Here is a 23,648-nt window from a genome sequence, read left to right on the forward strand (position 1 = left end):
CACATATTCGCAATAGTTTAGCCTTTCACACCTGTCATAGTGATACCCTCAACCAGATACTTCTGACCGAAAGAAAATACAATGATGACAGGAATTAAAACCAGACAGGCTGCCGCCATCATCAGATTCCACTCTCCACGGTAAGAACCTGTAAATAACTGCAATCCCAAAGCCACCGTATACTTCTTCTCGGAATTCAGATACACAAGGGGCCCCAGAAAATCATTCCACGCATTTAAAAATGCAAACATCCCCACCACTGCCATGGCCGGCCTTGTAACAGGCAGAATAATGTATGTGAAAATCTGGATATGGGTTGCCCCATCCAGATAAGCAGCCTCATCAAAATCCCTGGGAATGCCCATATAAAACTGCCTTAATAAAAAGATATAAAAGGCACCGCCTCCGAACCAGGCCGGGGCAATCAAAGGAATCACACTGTCCGTAATACCGATTGTTCTCCACATCAGAAATGTCGGAATCAATGTAACTGCAAACGGCAGCATCATACTGCTGATAACACAGGCAAACACCACATTTCTTCCCTTCCAGTTAATCCGTGCCAGTCCATACGCACAGATGGAGCTGGTAAGCATCGTTCCGGCCACACACCCGAATGTAATGATAAAGGAATTCAGGAAGTAGGTACCAAAGGGAAGGGTATCAAATACCTCCTTATAGTTCTCCCACATGAATTCAGATGGAATCCACTTAGGCGGCATAGCAAAAATCTCCACCGTATTCATCAAAGAGCTTCGCACCATCCAGAGAAGAGGTACGATGCAAAAAGCTGCACCTAAAATAAGAACTATATAGGTCAATACACGAGAAATCGTTTTCCTACCTTTCTTCACCTCTACTCACCTCCATAATACACCCATCGGTTTGAATTTTTAAAAATAACCACTGTAAGCACCATAATAATTACAAACAGCACCCAGGCAATTGCACATGCCTTTCCCATCCTGCTGAACTCAAATGCCTCCCGGTACAGGTAATACACATAAAACAGACTGGCATTGTTGGGTCCGCCCTGGGTCATCACATAAGACTGGGTAAAAATCTGAAAACCATTGATTACGCCCATAACCGCATTATAAAAGATTGTCGGGGTCATCATTGGGATAATTACATGACGCAGCTTTGCGAAGAACCCGCCTCCATCTATCTGTACAGCCTCTAAAAGCTGCCGGGGTACATCCTGGATTCCTGCCAGGAATATGACCATCGTGGATCCTGTGGTCCACAAATTTATAAACACTAAGGTGGGAATAACAGAACTCTCTCCGGATAGCCACTTGCTCACAGGCATATGTATTCCCTTGAGCAAATGATTCGCCAGGCCCATATCCGGATTAAAAATCCACATCCAGATTGCAGCCATAGCCACAATCGGGACTACCGTTGGTAAATAAAAAATTGTCCGGAAAATTCCTTTTCCCTTTACATCTGTATTTAATAACAGTGCAATGAAAAATGCAAATATCAGCGAAGACGGTATGGAAAGCAGTACATAGATTACTGTCACGGTCAGGGATTTATAAAAGTATGGATCCGCTCCACTGAATAACTGCTTATAATTCGATAAACCTGTAAAGCTTCCGCCCGTCGTAAAATTATAGTTCATAAAGCTCAAAACCAAGCTGACCACCATGGGAATCAGCGCAAATATCAAAAATCCGAGAATGCAGGGGAGACTGAACAGAACTCCCCAGCGGTTTTCTCTTTTTTCCCTGACTGACATACTTCTTTTTACACTCATGAAAACCTCCTTAAGCAGGGAATACGATCAGGATCTGCTACCTGAATAGGTACCTTCAACCAGGGAGTCTGTCTGACCCTTTACTGCCGTCATCGCTTCCTCTGCCGTCTTACTGCCTGACCATACCTGCTCCAGAGCCGATTGAACCAATGTATTTATCTCATTGAAGTTCTTTACATCAATCTCCGTAGCTGTGACCGCATGGTCATAGGTTGCTTTTACAATTGCATCCTGAAAACCTGCCGGTCTTGCCGGGAGCTTCTCAGAGGCCCAGAAATCCACCTTATCCGGCTCGGTATAATACTCTGTCTGTACAGGCATCCATAACGTACGGTACAACTCTGTAATTCGCTCTGAGCTTTCCGGATTTGTAAGCCACAGATAAAGCTTTTCTGTCTCTTTCAGGTGTTTCGTACTCTTAAATATGATTAAAGAGCCTCCGTCAAAAAATGTCGTATAATTTTGGTCTATTGGAAGAACTCCGACGCCCCAGTTGCATCCTGAATTCATCAGGTCCAGATGATTCCAGCTTCCGTCTATATACATTGCAGCTTGCTTGGAGGCCAATGCGGTTGCTGCATTGGGCATGGCATTCTTCTGTACTGCGGTAGGTGATACATGATACTTGTTAATAAGATCGGCAAAATTTTGAATTACTTTTGCAGATTCCGGATCATTCAGACCAAGTCCATCCATCTGCTCATTCAGATATCCGCCTCCGGCAGAGTATATAAATGGCATGTACACATTCCAGTCTGTACCAAACATCACACCGTACTGTTTAATATTATTCGCATCAAAGTCCGGATCCTTTGCATTTCTTCCCTTTGTATCCAGCGTCAGTTCCTGTGCCTTCTCTACAAACTCATCCCAGGACCATGCGTCTTCTACCTTTGTAGGTGGATTTTCCACATTGGCCTCTTCAAAGCAGTCTGCATTGTACATCAGATTGGTCGTTACATTGGCCTGTACCGGTCCTGCCGATTCTTCCGGCGACCAGTTCCACCAGCATGTTGAAAGGTAATCTTCCTTTTTTAATCCCATGTCATCCAACAAATCAAAGAAATTATAAATCAGGCCTTCTTCACCCATCTGCATTTTCCAGGCTGCGGAATAACTGATGTCCGGGGTTTCACCGGCCGCAATCATAGCATTCAATTTTGTCAGGAAATCCTCATTTGGTATATGCATCAGATCCACGTGAATATTGGGATTTGCATCCATGAATTTATCCACGGATTCCTCGATTGCCTTCTTTTCATCGCCGCTTCCCCAATAGGTAAATTTAAGATTCACTTCTTCGTCACTTCCGCTTTTTGCACTGCTGTCTTTTGATGCACTTCCTCCGGATCCGCCACAGCCGCCAAGAACCAGCGCTGCTGTCATAGTTGCTGCAATGGCTACGGTCACTAGTTTTCTTTTCATATTGATATACCTCCTTTTTTGTTGGTCTAATTATAGCTTTTTTATGCTCTTAAAATATAAGGTTTTTTTTGGAATATAGCATTTTTATTGTGAATCGAATACCGGAGCAAATAGTTCTTTCCAAATATGCCTTGCAGGCAGAGTGTTTTTTATTTATAATGTATTTATGTACAGGAGGTTTCGGATCATGAGTAAATGTATATTATTTCAGGGGGACAGCATTACGGATGTCAACCGAATGGCAGACGGCGGCGATGGACTTGGGCAAGGCTATGTAAAACTGATTTCTGACTATTTCAGAGAAAAAAATCAGGATGTTTGTGTATTAAACCGCGGTATTTCCGGAAACCGCACCGGTGACCTTGTAAAGCGCTGGGAATGCGATTGTATCGCATACAACCCGGATGTATTGACAATTCTGATTGGAATCAATGACTGCTGGAGAAAGTATGACAGTAATGAGGAAACTTCCGTTGAAGAATTCGAAGAGAATTATGACAAGATTTTAAGCAGATCTTCTCTGGAGACTCAGGCACGCATTATTTTAATGGAGCCTTTCGTTCTCCCTGTTCCCGAAGACAGAAAACAGTGGCGGGTGACTCTGGATCCTTACATTCAAATTGTCAGAAAGCTGGCCAAAAAGTATCAGACAGAGCTGATTACTCTTGACGGGGTTTTTGCAAAAGCAGCAATAAAAAAAGCGTACACAGAGTTGGCTTCGGATGGCGTACATCCGACACCGGAAGGACATCAGTTAATTGCAAAGGAGTGGATCAGGACATATGAATTATAATCAATTAGAAAAAAGCCTGACCGATATCATGAAAGAAGAACAGGCAAAACTGGGATACAAGAAAGAAAAAATCAGGCTATACTATCCCCTTAGTTCTCTTAACCATCTTTTGGAAACAGATGTGACAGCCGAAGAAATGCCGGAGGTGTTACGAGATTTTCCGGCTTATATTTATAATAAGTTTGGAATGGTTCAGGTTTCCCACACCGGGGAGAGATTTTGCTTTACGATATCCGAAGACGCATCGGAATATGTCCATAATAATATGCGCCCAAATGAGTTCATTAAAAAACTGGTGGATCTCGTTGCTGAGCATGGCTGTACGATAGAGCAGATTATAGACTTATTCCATGCATCTTCGGGAAATATACACGTGGACTCTATATGTAATGGGGAATTTGATTATCTAATCTATTTTGAAGATACGGATGACAAATATTACTATTGTTTTAAGGATGAAGGCTGTCATATAATTTATCATCGCTTCTTGCCGGAAGATTATGATGATTTCGGGTTTTGACAGCCTATTTGTTAGTCCATTAATCCTTTTTGCAGAAATTTTAGAGTGTTGACACTTCCCACAGCTAAAACGGGGGCTTGAGTTCTTTTCGAGTTCTCGATTTTAAGCCTCTGACTTAGAATACTTAACCTGATTATCTGATACCTTCAAATTTTTCACAATTTTTTTGTTCTTAAATCAGGATTACGTTTTAACAAATTTAAAACCTTCTATATCCGCAATATCAGTTTTCCTTGCAAATTTTGCACAGCACCCCCTGTGGGAGAATATACAACACTTCTCCGAGTGCTGTATCACCGATCTTATCGTAGATACGTCCCGCACTCATGCTTTCCCCTAATACAGTGTATGGGCTGTTTGCTACATAACCAATGTCTCCCAGTCCTTCTATCTTTACGAGAATGGCTTCCTTGTCATATTCATTCTCCGGCTCTTTCACAAGCTGGACTTCCATGCCGGGTTTTAAAAAATCTTTTCCGTAATAATGTCTTGTTCCTGTAATTGTAAAATAAGTTTTTTCCATGATATCCTCTCCCTTTATTATTCCTCTTTACTTATATAATCCACATAGTCCGCTTCATTTGCAAACAGTATATAGTTACCATTTACACACCCCATGTATCCGTCATTTACCACATATCCTTTCATCTTACTCCTCCTACTTATACTCATTTTCTTTACATTTCGCGCCCTTATCTTTCTTATGGTTCTACTTTAGCATTTTACGTGTCCAATAAAAATACCACCTCTTCGCACGAGTGCGCATCCCCTGAAGGTTTTTTATTATATTGAAAACGAAGTCTTCTATATAATAAAAAAACAGCCCTCCCAAAGAGAACTGCTCTGTCTGTCTTAAAAACTCTTTAAATTATACTGCTCCATTAATCTCTTTATTTCTTGATTTACCTGTTGCACCACATCTTTCGGACCGATAATCCTTGCTCCGCTGCCGAGTGCGAAAACCCATCCGATAAACTGCTGACTTACTGCAACATCTATATGAACAGAAAAGTGTTCCTCGTCTACAGGTATCATCATGGTATCTTTTCCAAAACGGTCAATAATAACTCCTGCCAACGTATTGTCCATCAGCAGTTTCACCTGTCTCTCTTCTCCGCCGAACATCCCGAAACTTTTTCTTGTATATGCGGCCATGTCAAATCTCTCAAAAAACTCCCTGCCTTCTCTCTCTTCATCCGACATTTTTATATGCAGCATCTTATCCACCCGGTAATGCTTTATAATCCTTGCTTCTGTATCATATCCAATCAGATAATAGTTTTCATTATCCCAGGAAAGTCCCCATGGGCTGATATCATAATATGCACCGCCATGGCGAAGCTCCATCTCTTTTTGAATATTCCACTGAAAATACTGAAAAAGAATCTTCTTATTTTCTGCAATGGCATTATAAATCGCATCCACATTATAATAGATGCTTTCATTCATTGTTTTTATCCGCCCCGAAACATATACCTGACGCTGAAGTTCCTTCGCCTCATGCTCACTGACCAGGTCCTCCAGCTTCTTTATCAATTCATTGGATTTTTTTGCAGTAATAAACTTTGAAGATTGTATCGCATCTACCAGAAGCTTCAGCTCCGCCAGTTCAAAGTGCCTGCCCGCAACATGATATTCATAGGTCTTTCCAACCGGTTCACTGACAATTTCCACTCCCAGTCTGCCAAGTGCCTCCAGATCTGTATAAATACTCTTTCTCTCTGCCGTCACATCATAGGCCGCCAATGATTCCAGAATCTCAGGCATTGTAAGGCTATGCGCATCATCGGTTTTCTCCAACATGATTTTCATAAGATAATACAATTTAAATTTCTGATTTTTTCCTTTTGGCATCTGTCCGACCCTCCAGTACAGTACATGACTTCCATATGCGTTCATTCTATCACAAGTACTATCGTCTGACCATCGGTATTATCCGGAAGATTCAGCTGGATGGTTTAATTAATAAATGCTGCTGTTATTTTCCTGTAATCACTAGGTGTCATCGATACCTGCGTACTAAAAACTCTGGTAAAATATCTAACATTTGGATATCCGACCTTTTCTGAAATTTCAGGTACCTTTAAATTTGTATTTTTCAAAAGTTTTTTTGCTTCTTCAATACGCCTCTCCGTTAAAATCTTTGAAAATGTTTTTCCTGTATGCTGTTTAATAAAACGGCTTAAATATGACGGGTTTCTGTTCAGATAATCTGAAATGTCGGTTAACCCGATGCTCTCTCCGAAATTCTGATTGATATAGTCATATACCCCATGAATCATGCTGTTATTTTCTTCTGCCTGACTGTCATTAATACAGTCGACAATATACTTTAACCAATATTTAAAATACTCCAGCTTCAATGTCATGTCTTTCTGCTGATGAATATTCGTCAGTATGTTATTCTGTATCTTTTCTTTTTCAGTGGACGGCAGGGGCAAATCATAGATGAAAAGTAGAATATTTGAAATCATTAAATCAATGCTGTCAGAAATATAGCCTTCAGGCTTTTCAAATAACCTTTTAATAAAAGAATCAACCAAGCCATCTACAGTGTTCTTATCGCCGCCACGAACGGAGCTTATCAATTGCGTAATAAAATCAATAATATTAAAGTACTCATTTTTACTGAATGCCGCTGGCAGATCTCCAAAAAACACAACACGATTATCTTTTTGTTGCAAAGCATATTCCTGACAACTTGAGACTTGCTTTCTCAGAATCTGTATTTTGGACAAGTCATCGGTTGGATTACTGATTCCTACATATATCCTGATTGGATAATTCACTTCCATCTCATTTTTAATGGATCGAACAAGCTGCAGCAATTTATCACTGTCCTGCTCTTTAGCTTCACTTCCATACAATGCATATACAGTCTTTCCAAACGGATACGTTAAAAGGGAAGTATATTTTCTATTTAAAAACTGATCCATCGCATAAGTATAATAGAACTCCTCCTCCGAATATAAGTTCTGAATAGAAAAGCTGAATGCGAATAGTATATAGACTGCTGCTGTTATGTGAAACTGCTGCCGCATTGCATTGAGCTGCGTATTGCTGATTGTAATAGGATGGAATAACAATCGCTCTAGAAATTGCCTTCTTGCTAAATCAAAATGTGTTGAAAAATAGTTTTGAAATATCTGATACATTTCATTATGTTTTTGTTTTTCCAGAATATGATTAATTGCCCTTTTGACGCAAGTTAAAGCTTCTTTCGGATCAACCGGTTTCAGCAGGTAATCAAATACCTTATAATCGATTGCTGATTTTGCATATTCAAAATCCGAATAGCCGGAAATAAAGATTACAAGCGTATCAAGCTGATTATCATAAATATATTGTGCCATATCAATTCCTGAGATATAGGGCATATGTATATCTGTAATTAAAATCTCAGGCTTTTTTGATTTCAATAACTGCATACCCTCTTCCGGCTTGTCTGTAGCAAACAGTGTATGTATTCCAAGGGAAGGAGATGAAAATATCTGGGCTAATTTATCTTTTAAAAGCGGTTCATCATCAACGATTAAAAGCTTCATCAAAGGGCTCCTTTCCAGACTCTGTCGATTTTGGGATGCAAATTGTAACATTTGTACCATGAGGTTTTAATGTAGTGATTCGCAATCCATATTCTTTTCCATAGAGGATTTGAAGTTTCTTCTGTATATTAAAGATACCAATATGCTGCGTTGATAATCCGGCCTTGTCATCCATTTGCTGAAGCTGCTGTATTATTTCTTTCGGAATACCATTGCCATTATCTTTTATCGAAATGTACAGATTCTCTTCATCCTCACTAGCGATAACCCCAATCATACCTGTTTCAGATATCTCTTCCACACCGTGAACAATTGCATTTTCGACAATAGGCTGTAAAATCAGTTTCGGTACATAATATTGATATAGATGTTCCGGTATTTCAAGCAAAAATAGTAATCTGTCCTGAAATCTCATTTTCTGAATAAAAATATATTGGTTAATATATGAAATATCCTCTTCTAATGTAATAAACGTACTGCCCTTAATTGACATTTTCATAATATTTGCCAAAGACGTCACTACTTTCTGGACACTTTCTTTTTCGTTGAACTCCACCAGACTATTAATGCAGTCAAGTGTGTTGTATAAAAAATGGGGATTAATCTGTGCCTGTAAGGTTTCAAGCTGCGCATTTTTTGTAAGGAGTTCATTTACATATACTGTCTGAATCAGATTATCAATTCTGGATAACATCTTATTATATACATTTCCCAGTTCCCTAAACTCGTCTTGTGACTGCACTTCTATATATGCGTTTTTATCAATCTCCGATGTTTCATTCAATTTCCGGATAAATGCCTGTACCTGACCGGAAATCATATTGCCAGCATACAATATCGCACCAATGATAATGAGTATTGATAAAAACATAATGTATATTTCCATCTGAAACAGACGATGTGTATCATGAAACAACCGTGATTCATTAATGATACTTGTTACATAGCAATCACCATACGCCAACTGAACCTTATTTACCAGATGTTTTTGCTTTTTTCTTCCACTTAGAAGCTCTTCGCATGCATGGTCGCTCAAATTTGTTCCGTTAACCAGTACTTTCCCATCTTTATCTGTAAGAAGCAAAAAAATAGAATCCGCATTTTGTTGCATCTGGATATCTTTTTTTAATGAATCAATTGCAACGTCCAACATAAGAAATCCAATTTCATGATTGCTTTCTTTTAGTGTTGGTACATATACAGTCCTTGCAACAGTCACAAAATATGGCGTATTCGGATTTCTGAAGATAACCACTTTTCCATGATACTTTCTTGCATAACCGCGAATTGAATCAGCGTAGGCTTTTACTTCTTCTATGGTATTTGTATAAATCGCATTATTAATATACAGATCTCCATACTCGTTAAATAATTTTACATTAGATATTTCGGGGTTGTTGTCTGTAATTATGGAAGAAATATTCTTTGACAGAAACTGATTTGCATCATCTTTCTGTTCTTGCGTAAGCTTCTCCTGATTTTTAGTAAGGTAGTTTGTTACCCCTTGTGTATAGTACAAAAAACCGGATGTAATCAAATCATAGTCTGTTAACTTTGCGTTTATAAAGTTTACCTTTTCAATGATATTCTGCTGTGTCTGATCAAGAACTCTTTGTTTCATCTGATTATACATAATCAGCGAAACACTGATAAATAAAATTACATAGCTTAGTAAAATAAATGGAAGGCATGCAACAATTATTTTATTTTTTATTTTCAAATGATTGAAGAAATTCTGTATTTTCGTTTTCATAAAAACCTGGAGCCCCTTTCCTTAGAGCGTTCTGGTATAAACATATTTTAACAGCCTTTATTCAAATTTCAATTAAAAATTATTTTCCCGCATATCGCTTCCATTTTTATTCTTAATTCAGCCCTTTTTTAAAGCTCGGTCTGTCGTATATAAAACAGAAGCCAGTTTATACTGATAAAAATAAACCTGACCTTTTGCCATATGACATTCATCTTCTTTTCCAATATAAGGATTCATAAGTATATTTTGAACACATTCAATCATATCTTCAACATAGCGTTCCCCAATCGGTCTTAAATAGTGTCCGGGGAAAATCAACTCATATTCATTCCTGAGCTTTTTTAATTTTTCCAGCGAATTTTGATATGTGCGCAACGTATCCGAAAAGGTATCCAATATTAATGTAGGAGTACTGACAACCGTATCCGCTGAAAAAAGTAATTTATTTACACGATCCAGCAGGCAAATACTGTCCTTCGTGTGCCCTGGAGTAAAAATCACCTCCAGCTTTCTGTTCCCAAGATCAAACACATGTCCTTCGACAAAACTCTTTAATTCAAAGTTCGATATTTGATTGATAAAGGTCTTTAGGCATGCTTCATGATTATATTCTGACCGAGCTTCCTGTGAGGCAAAAAAGGCCTTTCTCATGTCCATGTTATTCTGCTCCATAATAGTATCAATAGCTTTTTCGTGAGCATAGACCACTTCAAACTGCCCATTTCCCCCTGCATGGTCATAATGATGGTGGGAATTTACAACAAGGATCGGCAAATCAGTCATTTCCTTTACGACTGCAGCAATATTTCCCGCACCTATTCCAGTATCCAGCAGCAGCCCTTTTTCTGAACCCAGAATCAGATACATAATATCTATACCAAACTCATCAATAGCCCAGACATCTTTGGCGACCTGCTGCAGTGTATATCCTCCAATCCTCTTAATGTTCATATTGTCCTGGTAAAATGCATCCGGCATATAAAAACCTCCTCTTCTATTTGATTGCCCCTGCGGTCATTCCATCTGTAATATACTTCTGCCCTGCAATATAAATGATGATAATTGGCAACATGGATATAACTAATCCTGCAATCAGCAGATTCCACTGCGCATTCGTTGCTGACTTAAACATATACAGATTAACAGTAATTGTTCTTAAAGCCCCGTCACTAATCAAAATATTGGGCAGAAGTAAATCATTCCACGTCCAAAGGAAAAACAAAATGGCCATAGTCACTGTTGTGGACTTCAACAGCGGAAATACAATCTGTATCATGGTTCGAAATACTCCTGCTCCATCAATTGCTGCCGCTTCCTCCAATTCCAGCGGGACACTCTTTAAAAATCCCACATAGGTCATTATTCCAAAAGCCGTGAAAAATCCGCTGTTAAAGAAAATCAGCCCTAAATATGAATTGGTCAGATGAAGCTTTGTCGCTAAAACAGATACAGAAATCATAACTGTATGAAATGGTATAATCTGACCGAATACAAACAAAGTATACAGTCCTCTTGATATACTCCCTCTTAAATGGGAAATACCATAAGCCGCCAGAAAGGAAATTGTCCCAGCTGCCAACACAGTGAATACCGTAACAATGACTGTGTTCTTAAAAACTATCCAAAAATTCATTGTCTCCATAGCCTGGTTAAAATTATCTAAATAGAGAGCCTTCGGAAATGCCAGAAATGAAGACAGGATATCACCGTTTGGCTTAAATGCATTCATTACAATTAACAGTACAGGAAATAAGAAAATAATACCCAGTAATAAGCAGATAACACTTTTTACCCATATTTTCACTTCGACTTTATTATGTTGTCTCATCTTACATCTGCACCTCTCTTTTTCTTGTCATGCTCAACTGTATAATTGCAACAATTGCAACAATAATAAACAATACAACCGATTTAGCTGATGCATACCCTGTTCGGAATGCACCAAAGGCGTCAGTATAAATATTCAATGCAAGTGTTTGTGTACTGTTTGACGGTCCCCCTCCGGTTAAGGCTAGTGGAATATCAAATGCTTTAAATGCACCGGCGATTGAAACAAACAAATTGATTGTAACCGTTGGCATCAGAAGCGGAAGCTGAATTCTAAAAATCTTATTTAAACCTGTACACCCATCCAGCCTGGCCGCCTCTATGACATCCTTAGGCAGTGTCTGAAGACCGGCAACGTATAACATCATCAGAAACCCTGTAGACTGCCAGGTAGTTACAATAATAACCGCAAGCATCGCCATATTTGTATTTCCAAACCAGCTGATCTGTGCAAGTGAATCCAAATGCAGTTTTTCACCAATATTAGGAATTGCATTTGTAAAAATAAACATCCATACAAAAGACACCATGACACCACTGATAATATTGGGAATAAAGAAGAAGGAACGAATCACTCCCTTCCCTCTTATATTACTGTCCAGAGCAAACGCAATTACAAACGCAACAACATTTGACAAGATGATGGAAACAAATGCCAACAAAATTGTAAATAACAAGGCATGTATAAATTGCTCATCGTGAAATAGCTTTATAAAATTTTCTAATCCTATGAATTTCTTATTTCCTTTAATTAAATTCCAATTGTACAGCGACGAGGGAAATGTTCCAATTAAAAGCGGTCCCACAAGCGCCACACAATAGATAACCAGTGCAGGAATTACTAATAAGAAATAAAATTTTTTATTTTTTTTATATAGAAAATCAGACATAGTCACACACTCCTTTTCTAAATATATAATACTCTTAAGCCATGTGCAAAAATAGAGTTTATTCCATGCAAGCTTGCTTGTTAAGGGATAAACTCTATTTTTTCGTTAATTACTCTAGCAGATCTTTATATTTCGTATCCATATTCTTCAAAGTAGTTTCCATATCTGAATTTCCTGTGAAATATCCCTGAATCTCCGGGCCAATCAGATCGCCGGAACCAGATGCAAGACGCAGGTAAACCCATTGTTTTGTGTTTCCGGAATTCATATAGGACTGGTAATCTTTAAAGTACTGCTTATCGATTTGTGCTTCATATTCCATGGCCGGTAAAGTTCCCCCGACGGAATCAGCAGTATAGTGCATCCATCCCTTTTTATCTGTGTTATCGCTCAGATACTTTAAAACCTCCAGAGTTTCGTCCAAATGTTTTGAATTTTTATTAACTGCAACGCATATTCCCACGTCGACATCCAGCTTTGCATCTTCTGGATTATCTGATGAAGGTGTTCCAAACACACCTACATTTAGATCGGGATTAACACTATTAGCATTTAGTAATGACCATTCCCCACTCAAAATCATAGCTGCTTTCCCTGAAGCAAAGGCATTAAAACCGGAGGTTGAATCCGCATCCATATAATTCGAGCCGGAATTTTCTTTTACTAGATCCATAAATCTGAACGCCTGCACCGAATTATCATTCTTAAACGAGCCTTTCCCTGCATTCATTTCATCAGTCCATTCTTTTTGATCACCAACTGCTGTACCCTGCAGCATACTGAACAGATGATTCAAGGTCCATGTTTCCTTATATTCTGCCGCAAAAGGAGTAATATTATTTGCTTTGAGTTTTTCACAAACAGCCTTCATCTCGTCGTAAGTCTTAGGTATTTCAGTAATTCCTGCCTGCTTGAACAAATCTAGGTTGTAGAAAACTCCAAGCATCTGAACACACAGCGGGTATGCATAAGCCTTTCCGTCAACTGTATATGCATCTTTTACAGACTCATAAATTTTTGAGTTGAAATCCTGATCGCTTAGATCAAGGATCCGTCCATTATCTGCAAACTGCTGTACCTGTGAATATGGGTTCAAAAAGAACATATCTGGCAGGTCATCAGACGCAACCTTTGATCCCAGGTATTGCGCATAATCCCCCGTCTGCATCTCTACTTCAAAGTTAATCTTATCCTGCCTTTTGTTAAATTCCTCTGCACCTTCTTTGAATATTTCTGCTGCCCCAGACTGCCACGCAACCATTTTCACAGTTACCTTATTCCCACCAGCCTCCGCAGTGGATTCTTCTTTACCGGATGAACTTCCGCAACCAATAAGACTAAGTGCCATTACACCAGCCAGAAATGTACTGATTATCTTTTTCTTCATAATACGTTCCTTCCTTTTCGTTTCGTAAGCGCTTACCTTTGATAACCTTATGATAGCATATATCTCTTATATTAGTCAGATAGCATATTTTTACTTATGATACACAATATTTTACCTTAATAAAACGCAGTTTAAAAAACCACAATACCCGCCCGGACAATTGCATGATCTGCGTCCCACAATTTAACTTACTTTCCGCCTCAACGTAAAATCCTGTATAACCATATTCATTGTACAATTTTTTACATTTTATTTAACTTACTATAATAATTCCACTGACTTTTTTTAACATCTTTATGTTACAATACACGACATAAGAGAAAAATATATTTTGACCTGTAATTAAATTACAGATTTTAGGAGGATGCGTTATGAGCAAAAGAAATTATCTAATTACCGTTACATCACTATTTTTATTTTCCAGCCTATGCACCGGATGCGGAAAATCAACCGATTCCGTAGCCTCCGGCAGTCATGTTGCATCGTCTGTAAGTTCCAGTTTTGCTTCGTCTGGTAAATCAACTGGCTCATCTTCAGCCAGCAGTTCTCCATCTATATCTGCATCCTCAGAGGTCGTAGACTCTCCAAGTCCCGCCGCACCTACAGATACTGTTGAGAATATGCATGCGTCCGGTTATGTATTTAGCGCAGACGACAATATTATGTATCTGGATACGGAAAATCCCGGACCCAGAAATTACCCACACGAAGGGGAAGACAGACAAATCGCATTCGACATTCGTAGTGCGGTCATCGATATCACATATGACCCCATTCTAAATAGTGACCGTCTTCGAACTTCTCTCAGCGTAGAAGTAGATTATTATATCAAAGACGGAAAAAATATTGCAACCTATGTATCCGGTGATGGCGCAGAGGTAAATCCAATAGCTTCGGAAGCTGAAAGGTAATCAATTATAGGAAGAAATTATGAAAAATCCACAATGCTCCCGGACAATTGCCCTGCGGAGATTGTGGATTTTATCATTATCTGAGTCGCTTCACTATTTATTCTGCTGATAACGCTGCCATGGTAATATAGTTGTATGGCTGATTAAAGTGAGGAAGGAAGAAAATATCCAATAATTTCAACTTTTCAATTGTAACCTGTTCCTGAATCGCCAATGAAAACATATGAATTGCCATCGAAACATCATAATCGGAGCACAGCTGTGCGCCCAAAACTATTCTCGTCTTCTTATCATACACAATTCTAATCTTAACTTTGTAATTTCCACTTTCAATAAAAAGTGCTTTCTGGTAATCTTCAAAGTCAGTTGCTGCTGCATCATATCCATTCCTGCGGGCTTTCGTAAGAGTCATACCCGTTGAAATCATGTGCAGTCCCCAGATACTGATTGCATTAGAACCCTGCACGCCAACCGTCTCAAGATTCGTGCCACATGCATTATGAGCAGCTATAATACCTGAACGCACTGCATTGGTGGCCAATGCAATATAATTCACATCCTGAATAGCATTATCATATACGGTTGCACAATCTCCAACTGCATATACATCCTTTACACTGGTTTCCTGAGAACGATTCACCAGGTATGCACCATTGCGGAACAATTCCAGGCGTTCTTTTCCGATTGCATTATTAGGGCGGAAACCGATTGCAAGAACAACCATATCTGTATCATACTCGCCTTTGTCGGTTATAACCTTTTTCACCTTCGTGTCACCGGTCAATTCCTTTACAGTTTCACCAAATGCCAGCTGCACACCATTCTCTTCTAATCTGGTCTTCATTTTGTCGGTGAATTCCGGGTCAAAATATCCACTCAGGCAGGTATCGGCACAATCAATCACTGTTACTTCCCGTCCGTTGCGTTTAAATGCCTCCGCCAGTTCTACACCAATATACCCTGCACCAACTACGGTCACATGTTTGATCGAATTATCTTTCAGCTTATCAATTACTTCCTGTGCATGCTGAAACAATTTTACAATCTGCACATTTTCCAACTGGATTCCCTCAATCTGCGGAATAATGGGAAGGGATCCAGTAGCCAGAATGAGTTTATCATATGGCTGTTCATACTTCTCCCCTGTTTTTGCTGTGGCATACACAATTTTATGATCAAAATCCACATATTTGATTTCTGTTTCCATGTGAATTTTTGCACCCTTTTTCTCCAGAGTTTCTTTGTTCGAATAAAAAAGTCCATCTGAGGAAGAAATTTGATTGCCAATCCAAAGTGCCATTCCACAACCAAGGAAGCTAATGTTCGAGTTCTGATCGAATGCAGTTACTTCCCGGTCGGGATACTGATCTAAAATCGTATTCAGTGCTGCTGTTCCTGCATGATTTGCCCCAATGACCACAATTTTTTCCATTTAAAATACCTCCTAAGATTCTGTACCTTTTTAGTATTGATTAATTTATATCTTACTACATATTTTTCCAAAATACAATGCTTATTCTATAAAAAAGAAAAGAAAGATACAATCAGCCATATAGTCCTCCTTCTAAAAATACTATTTTACACAGCAAGATATTTTGTATGGGAAAAAGTCACATCGCGTTTTCTGTCATGTTCACTCCCCATAACACATATGCGTTAAAAAGCAGCCTTTCAGGGTTCAACACCCTTTAGTGAATAGGAATAGAATACACAGTCAGACCATGCTTCACACAATATAAGTACAGCTTACCACCCGGCATATGTGGTATGCGTACTGCTGCGCTTTGCTCCGGATACATACGGGTTAAAAAAACCATATCGCTTTTTACATATGCCGCAAACAATATATAGTGGTCCCTTGTCATCTCATGTTCAATCGTAATAAAGTAATCCACATCTATCACTTCTACGGTAATACTGGGAGTATTTTCATCTTGCTGCAAGACAAGCTGTTCCAGCTTTCTGCCACAGCAAAAGATGGAAGAACTTCCTGTGCTGACGAGTACATTTTTACACGATGGGCAAACGTAGAATCGGATTTTATTAATGTTCCCCGTGTCGGGTCGGTTAAGCGTAATTTCCCCTTCCATCATTTGTGCCATATCTGCCTCTAAAATCACCGACAAGTCTGCCCACAGGGAAACATCCGGACAGCCCAGACCACACTCCCATTTGGATACCGTCTTATTACTGATATTAAGGGCCTGCGCAATATCCTGCTGCGTCAAGCCCTTTTCTCTGCGCAATCGCGCGATCAAGCGCCCAATCTTCACACAATCCATATTGTGCCTCCTTAACCTTTAATCTTCTCATTTCAACCCTCATTGTAAAAGGTATACTGCAGGCTCTTTAACCCATACCCGTGAAATCCCTTTTCTTCTATTATATATATTTTACGGAGATATTCAATGGAGAAGTTCACGGAAGTGACGCCAGAGGCTACATATATCTCGCAATAATCTGAATCAGCCGGGCGGGAAGCTGTTTGAGATCCGTAATATCCAGTGTGTTTTCTTTTCCGTAAATATCACTGATTATTTCTTTATCCCGCCCTATAGCGGCGGCAAGAAACAGAACCCCTTTACGGCGATATGCCTGCAAGGTTTTTTTCATATCTTCAACGGCCGATTCACCCGAATAGTCCGGCATGGCTTTGGGTTGTCCGTCACTAATGCTGATGAACAGCTTTGTTTTCTGCGGAGCTGTTACGAGACGGTCTGCAATAATGCGGATTGCCATACCATCCCGGTTGTTGCTCCTGCCTTGAATGCTGAGTAAAGAATATTTTTCATCAGGATCTTTGCTGCCGGAATCCACATAGGAGTAAAGTGACATTTGCTCCATGCGTGAACGGTCGGCGGTATCACCATAAATTATTACAGGAATATTGCAGCCATTACAAAATTCATACAGGGCAATCGCAGCCTGCTTTGCCGCATCTATCCGGCCAAAGGCCGCCATAGATGCAGATTCGTCTATGCGGAGTGCTACGGCAAGGGAAGGGTCTTCCTCCGGGGGGCGCTTTTTTGCAAAGTATCGAAAATCCTGCGCCGCAACACGATTTGCACGAAAGTTTGTACCATATAACTGTGCTGATGCAAATTCACTGGCAGTTTCATGCTCTAAAAGGGGCATTGTTTTCTGAATTAACTCCCGGATCACAGGCAGCAGTTCAGATGCTTGTTTCCGGTATTCAACCCTGTCTTCCGCCGTGACATCAGGACGGTGGACGATCAGTTTTACCTGCTGATGAATCGTTCCTTTTACACTTTCACGGGCTTCCTGATTGAGCCTCTTCCGGAATTCCTGTTTTTGCTGTTCCGTAAGATGCTCCGGCTTCATTTCATGGTAAAGGGGAACACCGTCCTCGCCGTTGTCACTACTTTGTGTTTTCTCTGTTGCGCTGTCAGAAGTCTGATTGGAATGTCCCTCACTATCCTGGGATTTACGCAGACGTACGGCATGCGCCTCTACCTGCGTTTCATCTTTACTTCCGAAAGATTGTCCATCTGCAGATATCTGTAATTCCATCACATCCGGGCTCCCGGCTTCCTGTCTAAGTATATGTGCCTGTTCTAACTCCTCCAGCTGTTCCAAAAATCCCTTTGCAGACAGAACCTGTTCTAAAATGGAGATTTCCTCCGAATCCGTCGTGATTTTATAAATCACCTTATGGTACATGGCTGCACGAAGCGACCTCCCACTTGCAACTGCATCAAGCCAAAACAGATAGGAACGCATACCCGCCACACCTTTTATGGCATTTGCTTTGGCTGTTTCGTCCAGTGTTCGAATGATATCCGCCAAAAGAGCCAATATTGTTTTATTCGAATATCCTGTTTTAGCGCTGGCTCTTACCATCATAACCTCTTTTGGCGGTAAATCCATTTTTTCAGTATGTTGCATTCTATCCCGCAGAGCCTCATTTAACGACCGGCACCCATTGTATCCCCTGTTGGTTGTAATCACAGCAATAAAATCCGGATGTCGATGAACGATGCGGGTAGGAAGGTTGATACTGCCGTCCGGCTCTAACGCAGAGTTCAGCGCCATCAGCACTGCAGCGTCCCGTATTACCGTAGGTTCCTGTATTTCCAACAGCCACCCGTTTTCATAAGCACGGACAATTTCAGAGGGATAGAACTGATAACTTATCTCTGCTGCACTATGACCATTCTCCGGCAAAACCGGCAAAATAGAGCCAAGAATATCGGATTTATCCATGTCTGCAAAACAGGTGACTTTTGTATAGGGCAGCCCAAAATCAGCCGAAAGTGCCTTTGCAAGCTGCGTCTTTCCCGAGCCTGCATCACCTTCCAACAAAATATTTGTGATTTTCATCTCCTTACTATGCCAATTTCGTTTGATTTCGGCACAAATTCGATGTTCTGCCTCACTTTCGATGTGTGACAGCGGTTTCTTCCAAACAAGTTTCTTTTCAACTTCCGTCAGTTGCCTGTGCGGAGACAGAAGCATTTGCTTCTCCATTTTTAACAATACTCCATTTCTTCTAAAATTCGTGTGAGTACACGCAGGCGCTCCCCGTTTATTTCTCCCAAATCATTAAGTGCCTGTGAGAATGCACGAATGTCTTCATTGATATTTGGATTTTCAGTGCAGACACCCACGGACATTACATCCCCCTGTATGCCGACACGCTCCACAGCAGGATGTTCAGGATCATACAATAGCGGAAGCCGGTAAGCTTCCCGAAAGTATAAAAGCACGCGGCTTAGAAAAATCATTAAGTCAAATACCTGATGGATCGGCAGTTCCGTGTCCATTTCCAATTGACCACTGGTATTTTCCTTCCAGATTTGAGCGGCAATCTGCATCTTTTTATTTTTTTCTAACACTGGGGCTCCCAAAGTTAATTTCTTTATATCTGACTGATACGCATTCCTGCCATCTATACGGTCGTAGCCGTCTGCGGTCATTACAATTTTTTCATTCATCGCCAAATTCTCCTTGCGTTATTACTTGTTTCTAAACACTGTATCAGCAGCTTCTCTAATTCCTCGCTATGGTCGGCTTTAGGATCCTCGTATTTCAAAACCTGCATCACAGACAATTCAAAAGCATCTTCACCATACTGATTCCAAAGCTCCTGCAGTCTTTTATTCGGATGCCCATTTGCATTCAATTTAAATCGGTTGCTGTTAAAACCGGCCTTTGTATCATTGGAACCCCCTAAAAAGGTTTCTTCCGTTGTAAGACTGCGAAAACAAATAATACCCATTTCAGGTCTTCTGTTTTGATACTCCTCAATAAGCTCTTTTTTTCTTTTTCTATCCATATCAATTCACCTCAAGGTTATTCTAACTCCTGGGCGCTTTATAAACAATCCACGCTCCGTAGACATCGCCCTTCATTTATAGTAAAACGTATAGACGGGAGCTTCTTTGATGAATAGAAGCTCCCGTCTTTCATAGGGAAGTACGCATTAAATCTGTATATATTGTATCCCAAATATACTTTGCAGCAAAATCAGAACCAGCTTCCGATGCATGTGCACCGTCTTCATAATATAGCTCCAGGTTCGGCCAGCTTTTCATATATGACCACCAGTTTTCGCCCACAGGCGCAAGCAATGCCCCAAATTCTTCCGCAATCTGCTTATGCGCATCAATCATTCTCTGTTGATTATATTCCTCATCTTTTTTCGCCCATGTCATATAAACAACTGTTTTGCTTCCGGCCTCCCGAATCCACGCATTTAATTTTCGAACCGCATCAAAAAATACATCTTCCGGACCAAACGGATGCGAATGCTCCTGCAGAACCACATAATCATAATGCCCATAGACGATATTAAAGCGGACATCCGGCTCGTCCAAATGCTGTGCCAGAAACCAGCCTCCATGTGCGATCATCGTTACTTCACAATCATACCCACATTCTCTGGCTCTGACAGCCACCATCCCGGGCATATCATTAAAATATGTATGACTGTTACCTATAAATAAAATTCTCAGTTTTTTGTTCTTTGTCAAAATTGTGAGCCTCACTTTCCAGATTAGGAATTCTATGGGATGTTTCCAACACCCCGCTTACTGCAAAGCAATATCCTTTGCAATTTCTTGTGGAAACTTAAATCCGCCAAGCATTTTCCCCTCCATAAAGGCTATATTTTATCCCATATTCCAGTATTACATCCATAGTATTAATATATTATCCTTTTATCATACTACACAATCCAATATTTAGCCATAAAGTAGTAATTATAAATTAATAAAGTATTTATCTCTGCCTTTCTTAATTTCTTAAGAATTCCCTTCCGTACAATTCGCAGCATCAATAGCGATTACAAGCATCATCCCCAGCAATTCATCTGCCGGATTATGCCCCTTATGCAAATGCAAATATACAGAATTAAGCAATAAGTGCGTAATCTATCTTACTGATCTCAGAGTTTGCACTCATAAATATTTGCCATTCTTCTTTGTACTCCGTATCTTTTTTCATCCAGACCTTTATTTTATAAGTAGTTACACCACTTCGTTTCATGCTCACCTGGCTATATTCCATCCTTCCGCCAAGCTTTTCGACAAACCAGCCCAGCTTTTCTTCAAAATCCTTTGCGTTAATTACTGTAATTGTCACTTTTTGAAAAACTAGTGTATTTCTGCTAAAAAGAAAATGGTGCATCGTGATCTGCAGTAACATAATTAATGCAGTTGATATTATGCCAATGCTGTACATTCCCGAACCAAAGGCTAGCCCAACCGCGGCGGTCGCCCATATACCCGCCGCTGTAGTAAGACCTTTTATTACGCTCCCGTTTTTAAATATTACCCCTGCACAAAGGAAACTTATCCCATTGACTACCTGCGATGCAATACGTGAATCTCCACTTTCTCCATAAGTATCCATAAACCCGTATTTTGATACAAGCATTAACAGAGCTGCTGTAAAGCATACAAGCACATGCGTTCTCACACCGGCTTCCTTCAGTCTCTTGGTCCGTTCACCTCCAATGATTGCCCCGCATACACACGCCAACAGTAAGCGTAAAAGCATTCCGTTGCCCAACCATAATATAATTTGATCTACTACTTCCAACACTCCCATAAGCTCACTCCAACGTAAACCACTTTTATTCAATAATTGTCAGTAAAGCATCCTTAAACTGCTTTGCACAACATAAAACATCCGAATTGCGTAAATAGGGTACTTCTTTTCCACACCAATCGGATATTTCTCCGCCCGCTTCAGTTAAGACAATCGAACCGGCCGTATAATCCCACGGTTTTGAGTTTTTTTCAAGATATGCCTCTACACGGCCACATGCTACATAGCAGATGTCAAGCTCTGCCGATCCAGACCTCCGAAAATCTGCAGTATGCATAAACAATTTTTGAAAAACGGAGAATATATATGTGCCATACTCTTTCTTCTCATACGGAGAAGAGCCATAGTTAATAACCGCATCCTTTATATCCGGAATAACCGAAGTGAATATTTGTCTTCCATTTAGAAAAGCACCTTGTCCTTTCGCTGCCTGAAACAGTTCATCGTTGAAAGGATTATACACAACACCAAAAGTTATTTCTCCCCCTTCATACAAGCCAAGCGCAACGGCACTTTGTCCATAGCTATGTATTAGATTCGTTGTTCCATCAATCGGATCCAGTATCCAGTAACTGCCCTCTCTGACAAGACCCTCATTCACCTTTTCCTCAGCTATCATATCAATACCTGGATATAATTTATGCAGTTCGTTTAAGATATAGTTTTGAACTGCCACATCTACATTTGTAACATAATCGGCTGCACCCTTTCGTTTTACTTTTGCAGTTTCCAATTCTTTATAAATCAAATCCTTCGTTTGCAATACGATTTGGATTACATTCTCCTGCTCTTGTCTATTCAACATTTAATAAGCCTCACTTCCATCATCAGTTGTATTTGTGCGCTAGAATTCAACGCTCATTCCATCATAAGAAACTATAAAGTTTTGTTCACATGCGATTGGCAGCAGCTCATCGTAGGTGGCCAGCCCATTATGTGAAAAATGATTTACAACAAATTTTGTTTTCTCATCGGCACACCCCAATTCCATCAATTTCTGGCGTACCTCTATATCGGTAACCAAGCCCATATGGCCATCCCGTTCTTTCTCATTAATACCATGTGTACAATCCAGGCTTATCAGATCCATTCTTATAGGATTTGCCTGCAGATATGCCCATGTTTCTTCCGGGAACACACCCGTATCATGTGCATAGAGCATGGCCTTGCCATTATGCCGAATTAAAAATATAGCAGGATCACACTTAGCATCATGATTTGCCTTTAAGGGAATAATTCCATAACCCTCAATCACGAATTCATGATAGAATTCTACTAGATTCACCTTGACTCTATTTTGATTCTCCATTTCCGACTCACGCAAAAATTCATCAATCATTTTATAGCTGGGATTTGTTACATAAAAGGAAAGAGGACCTTCTTCCGGATATGCAAACGATATTTTTCTATTGGCTAATTCATTTGCATACAGATGATCTTCATGCTTATGTGTGATCAAACATGTATGAATCTTTGATAATTCAATGCCATTGTACAAGGAATGAATATATGTATCCGGCGGAAAATCAATTAATAACCAGTCATCAACAATTGCCTGACTACGTGTCCTGATATTTCTGCCTCCTAACAAGCGTGCTCTTTTGCAAGCCTCGCAATCACAAAAAACAGCCGGAAATCCTTCACATGCTGCTGTACCAAGGTACTTAATCTTCATACTGCTACTCCTCTCTGCAACCGGAACGCCGGCGAAAAAATATTTTATTAAAACTTCTTTATTTCTGTAACTGTTGCTTGACAAAATAT

The 23,648-nt window shown here is 39.9% G+C and carries 23 protein-coding genes; 3 read left to right on the plus strand and 20 right to left on the minus strand.

Annotated features, from left to right (window positions below):
• Positions 1-17: 17 nt before the first annotated feature.
• Genes KNL20_RS14500 through KNL20_RS14510 form a run of 3 tightly spaced genes read right to left on the minus strand, consistent with a single transcriptional unit; the run spans position 18 to position 3,187 of the window.
• Positions 18-854 (minus strand): carbohydrate ABC transporter permease, encoded by an 837-nt coding sequence (locus KNL20_RS14500; RefSeq protein WP_230398441.1) that lies wholly within the window; start codon positions 852-854, stop codon positions 18-20.
• Positions 855-856: 2 nt separating this feature from the next.
• A complete protein-coding gene (locus KNL20_RS14505; protein WP_230398442.1) occupies positions 857-1,762 on the minus strand; it encodes a carbohydrate ABC transporter permease in 906 nt (301 codons plus the stop codon).
• A gap of 27 nt (positions 1,763-1,789) precedes the next feature.
• Positions 1,790-3,187: an ABC transporter substrate-binding protein gene (locus tag KNL20_RS14510; RefSeq protein WP_230398443.1), complete on the minus strand. Its 1,398-nt coding sequence runs from the start codon at positions 3,185-3,187 to the stop codon at positions 1,790-1,792.
• A 187-nt stretch (positions 3,188-3,374) separates the two neighbouring features.
• Here KNL20_RS14510 and KNL20_RS14515 point away from each other — a divergent pair, with 187 nt between their 5' ends.
• Together KNL20_RS14515 and KNL20_RS14520 are read left to right on the plus strand one after the other, a co-directional pair.
• On the plus strand, positions 3,375-3,980 hold the full coding sequence (locus KNL20_RS14515; protein ID WP_230398444.1) for an SGNH/GDSL hydrolase family protein: 606 nt from the start codon (positions 3,375-3,377) through the stop codon (positions 3,978-3,980).
• Complete coding sequence (locus KNL20_RS14520) at positions 3,970-4,500, plus strand: DUF3877 family protein (RefSeq protein ID WP_230398445.1); 531 nt, start codon at positions 3,970-3,972, stop codon at positions 4,498-4,500. Before KNL20_RS14515 ends, KNL20_RS14520 begins: the two co-directional genes overlap by 11 nt.
• A 223-nt stretch (positions 4,501-4,723) precedes the next feature.
• Here the strand turns inward: KNL20_RS14520 and KNL20_RS14525 are convergent, their stop codons facing one another.
• The 8 genes from KNL20_RS14525 to KNL20_RS14560 form a co-directional block, all read right to left on the minus strand.
• Positions 4,724-5,023 carry an HIRAN domain-containing protein gene (locus tag KNL20_RS14525; protein ID WP_230398446.1) on the minus strand — a complete coding sequence of 100 codons (300 nt, stop codon included), beginning with the start codon at positions 5,021-5,023 and terminating at the stop codon, positions 4,724-4,726.
• Between the two features lie 329 nt (positions 5,024-5,352).
• A complete protein-coding gene (locus KNL20_RS14530) occupies positions 5,353-6,354 on the minus strand; it encodes a helix-turn-helix transcriptional regulator (protein WP_230398447.1) in 1,002 nt (333 codons plus the stop codon).
• 104 nt (positions 6,355-6,458) lie between these two features.
• Positions 6,459-8,045, minus strand: a complete 1,587-nt coding sequence (locus tag KNL20_RS14535) for a response regulator transcription factor (RefSeq protein ID WP_230398448.1) — start codon at positions 8,043-8,045, stop codon at positions 6,459-6,461.
• Positions 8,026-9,798 carry a sensor histidine kinase gene (locus tag KNL20_RS14540; protein ID WP_230398449.1) on the minus strand — a complete coding sequence of 591 codons (1,773 nt, stop codon included), beginning with the start codon at positions 9,796-9,798 and terminating at the stop codon, positions 8,026-8,028. The genes KNL20_RS14535 and KNL20_RS14540 overlap by 20 nt, the downstream gene beginning before the upstream one ends.
• A gap of 117 nt (positions 9,799-9,915) precedes the next feature.
• A complete protein-coding gene (locus KNL20_RS14545) occupies positions 9,916-10,776 on the minus strand; it encodes an MBL fold metallo-hydrolase (RefSeq protein ID WP_230398450.1) in 861 nt (286 codons plus the stop codon).
• A 16-nt stretch (positions 10,777-10,792) separates the two neighbouring features.
• Positions 10,793-11,626 carry a carbohydrate ABC transporter permease gene (locus KNL20_RS14550; protein WP_230398451.1) on the minus strand — a complete coding sequence of 278 codons (834 nt, stop codon included), beginning with the start codon at positions 11,624-11,626 and terminating at the stop codon, positions 10,793-10,795.
• Between the two features lies 1 nt (position 11,627).
• Complete coding sequence (locus KNL20_RS14555) at positions 11,628-12,515, minus strand: carbohydrate ABC transporter permease (protein ID WP_230398452.1); 888 nt, start codon at positions 12,513-12,515, stop codon at positions 11,628-11,630.
• Positions 12,516-12,624: 109 nt separating this feature from the next.
• Positions 12,625-13,902 carry an ABC transporter substrate-binding protein gene (locus KNL20_RS14560; protein WP_230398453.1) on the minus strand — a complete coding sequence of 426 codons (1,278 nt, stop codon included), beginning with the start codon at positions 13,900-13,902 and terminating at the stop codon, positions 12,625-12,627.
• A gap of 371 nt (positions 13,903-14,273) precedes the next feature.
• Here KNL20_RS14560 and KNL20_RS14565 point away from each other — a divergent pair, with 371 nt between their 5' ends.
• A complete protein-coding gene (locus KNL20_RS14565; protein WP_230398454.1) occupies positions 14,274-14,813 on the plus strand; it encodes a hypothetical protein in 540 nt (179 codons plus the stop codon).
• Between the two features lie 97 nt (positions 14,814-14,910).
• Here the strand turns inward: KNL20_RS14565 and nox are convergent, their stop codons facing one another.
• From nox to KNL20_RS14610, 9 genes are all read right to left on the minus strand, one after another.
• Complete coding sequence (gene nox / locus KNL20_RS14570; RefSeq protein ID WP_230398455.1) at positions 14,911-16,245, minus strand: H2O-forming NADH oxidase; 1,335 nt, start codon at positions 16,243-16,245, stop codon at positions 14,911-14,913.
• Between the two features lie 256 nt (positions 16,246-16,501).
• Positions 16,502-17,095 (minus strand): helix-turn-helix domain-containing protein, encoded by a 594-nt coding sequence (locus KNL20_RS14575; protein ID WP_230398456.1) that lies wholly within the window; start codon positions 17,093-17,095, stop codon positions 16,502-16,504.
• Positions 17,096-17,252: 157 nt separating this feature from the next.
• On the minus strand, positions 17,253-19,301 hold the full coding sequence (locus KNL20_RS14580) for an AAA family ATPase (RefSeq protein ID WP_230398457.1): 2,049 nt from the start codon (positions 19,299-19,301) through the stop codon (positions 17,253-17,255).
• Positions 19,302-19,303: 2 nt separating this feature from the next.
• Complete coding sequence (locus KNL20_RS14585) at positions 19,304-19,768, minus strand: DUF6530 family protein (protein ID WP_230398458.1); 465 nt, start codon at positions 19,766-19,768, stop codon at positions 19,304-19,306.
• Positions 19,765-20,109, minus strand: a complete 345-nt coding sequence (locus KNL20_RS14590) for a GIY-YIG nuclease family protein (RefSeq protein ID WP_230398459.1) — start codon at positions 20,107-20,109, stop codon at positions 19,765-19,767. The genes KNL20_RS14585 and KNL20_RS14590 overlap by 4 nt, the downstream gene beginning before the upstream one ends.
• A 130-nt stretch (positions 20,110-20,239) precedes the next feature.
• Positions 20,240-20,806, minus strand: a complete 567-nt coding sequence (locus KNL20_RS14595) for an SGNH/GDSL hydrolase family protein (protein WP_230398460.1) — start codon at positions 20,804-20,806, stop codon at positions 20,240-20,242.
• A 379-nt stretch (positions 20,807-21,185) separates the two neighbouring features.
• Positions 21,186-21,884: an MgtC/SapB family protein gene (locus KNL20_RS14600; RefSeq protein ID WP_230398461.1), complete on the minus strand. Its 699-nt coding sequence runs from the start codon at positions 21,882-21,884 to the stop codon at positions 21,186-21,188.
• A gap of 25 nt (positions 21,885-21,909) precedes the next feature.
• Entirely contained in the window at positions 21,910-22,689 is a 780-nt protein-coding gene (locus KNL20_RS14605) for an inositol monophosphatase family protein (RefSeq protein WP_230398462.1), read from the minus strand.
• 39 nt (positions 22,690-22,728) lie between these two features.
• Positions 22,729-23,559, minus strand: a complete 831-nt coding sequence (locus KNL20_RS14610) for an MBL fold metallo-hydrolase (protein WP_230398463.1) — start codon at positions 23,557-23,559, stop codon at positions 22,729-22,731.
• Between the last annotated feature and the right edge of the window lie 89 nt (positions 23,560-23,648).

The organism is Novisyntrophococcus fermenticellae (assembly GCF_018866245.1).
GTDB lineage: Bacteria > Bacillota > Clostridia > Lachnospirales > Lachnospiraceae > Novisyntrophococcus > Novisyntrophococcus fermenticellae.

Excerpts from the sequence above, each read along its gene's own strand:
- KNL20_RS14505 (WP_230398442.1), bottom strand. The coding sequence starts at position 1,762 with ATGAGTGTAAAAAGAAGTATGTCAGTCAGGGAAAAAAGAGAAAACCGC.
- KNL20_RS14510 (WP_230398443.1), bottom strand. The coding sequence starts at position 3,187 with ATGAAAAGAAAACTAGTGACCGTAGCCATTGCAGCAACTATGACAGCA.
- KNL20_RS14515 (WP_230398444.1), top strand. The coding sequence starts at position 3,375 with ATGAGTAAATGTATATTATTTCAGGGGGACAGCATTACGGATGTCAAC.
- KNL20_RS14520 (WP_230398445.1), top strand. The coding sequence starts at position 3,970 with ATGAATTATAATCAATTAGAAAAAAGCCTGACCGATATCATGAAAGAA.
- KNL20_RS14525 (WP_230398446.1), bottom strand. The coding sequence starts at position 5,023 with ATGGAAAAAACTTATTTTACAATTACAGGAACAAGACATTATTACGGA.
- KNL20_RS14530 (WP_230398447.1), bottom strand. The coding sequence starts at position 6,354 with ATGCCAAAAGGAAAAAATCAGAAATTTAAATTGTATTATCTTATGAAA.
- KNL20_RS14535 (WP_230398448.1), bottom strand. The coding sequence starts at position 8,045 with ATGAAGCTTTTAATCGTTGATGATGAACCGCTTTTAAAAGATAAATTA.
- KNL20_RS14540 (WP_230398449.1), bottom strand. The coding sequence starts at position 9,798 with ATGAAAACGAAAATACAGAATTTCTTCAATCATTTGAAAATAAAAAAT.
- KNL20_RS14545 (WP_230398450.1), bottom strand. The coding sequence starts at position 10,776 with ATGCCGGATGCATTTTACCAGGACAATATGAACATTAAGAGGATTGGA.
- KNL20_RS14550 (WP_230398451.1), bottom strand. The coding sequence starts at position 11,626 with ATGAGACAACATAATAAAGTCGAAGTGAAAATATGGGTAAAAAGTGTT.
- KNL20_RS14555 (WP_230398452.1), bottom strand. The coding sequence starts at position 12,515 with ATGTCTGATTTTCTATATAAAAAAAATAAAAAATTTTATTTCTTATTA.
- KNL20_RS14560 (WP_230398453.1), bottom strand. The coding sequence starts at position 13,902 with ATGAAGAAAAAGATAATCAGTACATTTCTGGCTGGTGTAATGGCACTT.
- KNL20_RS14565 (WP_230398454.1), top strand. The coding sequence starts at position 14,274 with ATGAGCAAAAGAAATTATCTAATTACCGTTACATCACTATTTTTATTT.
- nox (WP_230398455.1), bottom strand. The coding sequence starts at position 16,245 with ATGGAAAAAATTGTGGTCATTGGGGCAAATCATGCAGGAACAGCAGCA.
- KNL20_RS14575 (WP_230398456.1), bottom strand. The coding sequence starts at position 17,095 with ATGGATTGTGTGAAGATTGGGCGCTTGATCGCGCGATTGCGCAGAGAA.
- KNL20_RS14580 (WP_230398457.1), bottom strand. The coding sequence starts at position 19,301 with ATGGAGAAGCAAATGCTTCTGTCTCCGCACAGGCAACTGACGGAAGTT.
- KNL20_RS14585 (WP_230398458.1), bottom strand. The coding sequence starts at position 19,768 with ATGAATGAAAAAATTGTAATGACCGCAGACGGCTACGACCGTATAGAT.
- KNL20_RS14590 (WP_230398459.1), bottom strand. The coding sequence starts at position 20,109 with ATGGATAGAAAAAGAAAAAAAGAGCTTATTGAGGAGTATCAAAACAGA.
- KNL20_RS14600 (WP_230398461.1), bottom strand. The coding sequence starts at position 21,884 with ATGGGAGTGTTGGAAGTAGTAGATCAAATTATATTATGGTTGGGCAAC.
- KNL20_RS14605 (WP_230398462.1), bottom strand. The coding sequence starts at position 22,689 with ATGTTGAATAGACAAGAGCAGGAGAATGTAATCCAAATCGTATTGCAA.
- KNL20_RS14610 (WP_230398463.1), bottom strand. The coding sequence starts at position 23,559 with ATGAAGATTAAGTACCTTGGTACAGCAGCATGTGAAGGATTTCCGGCT.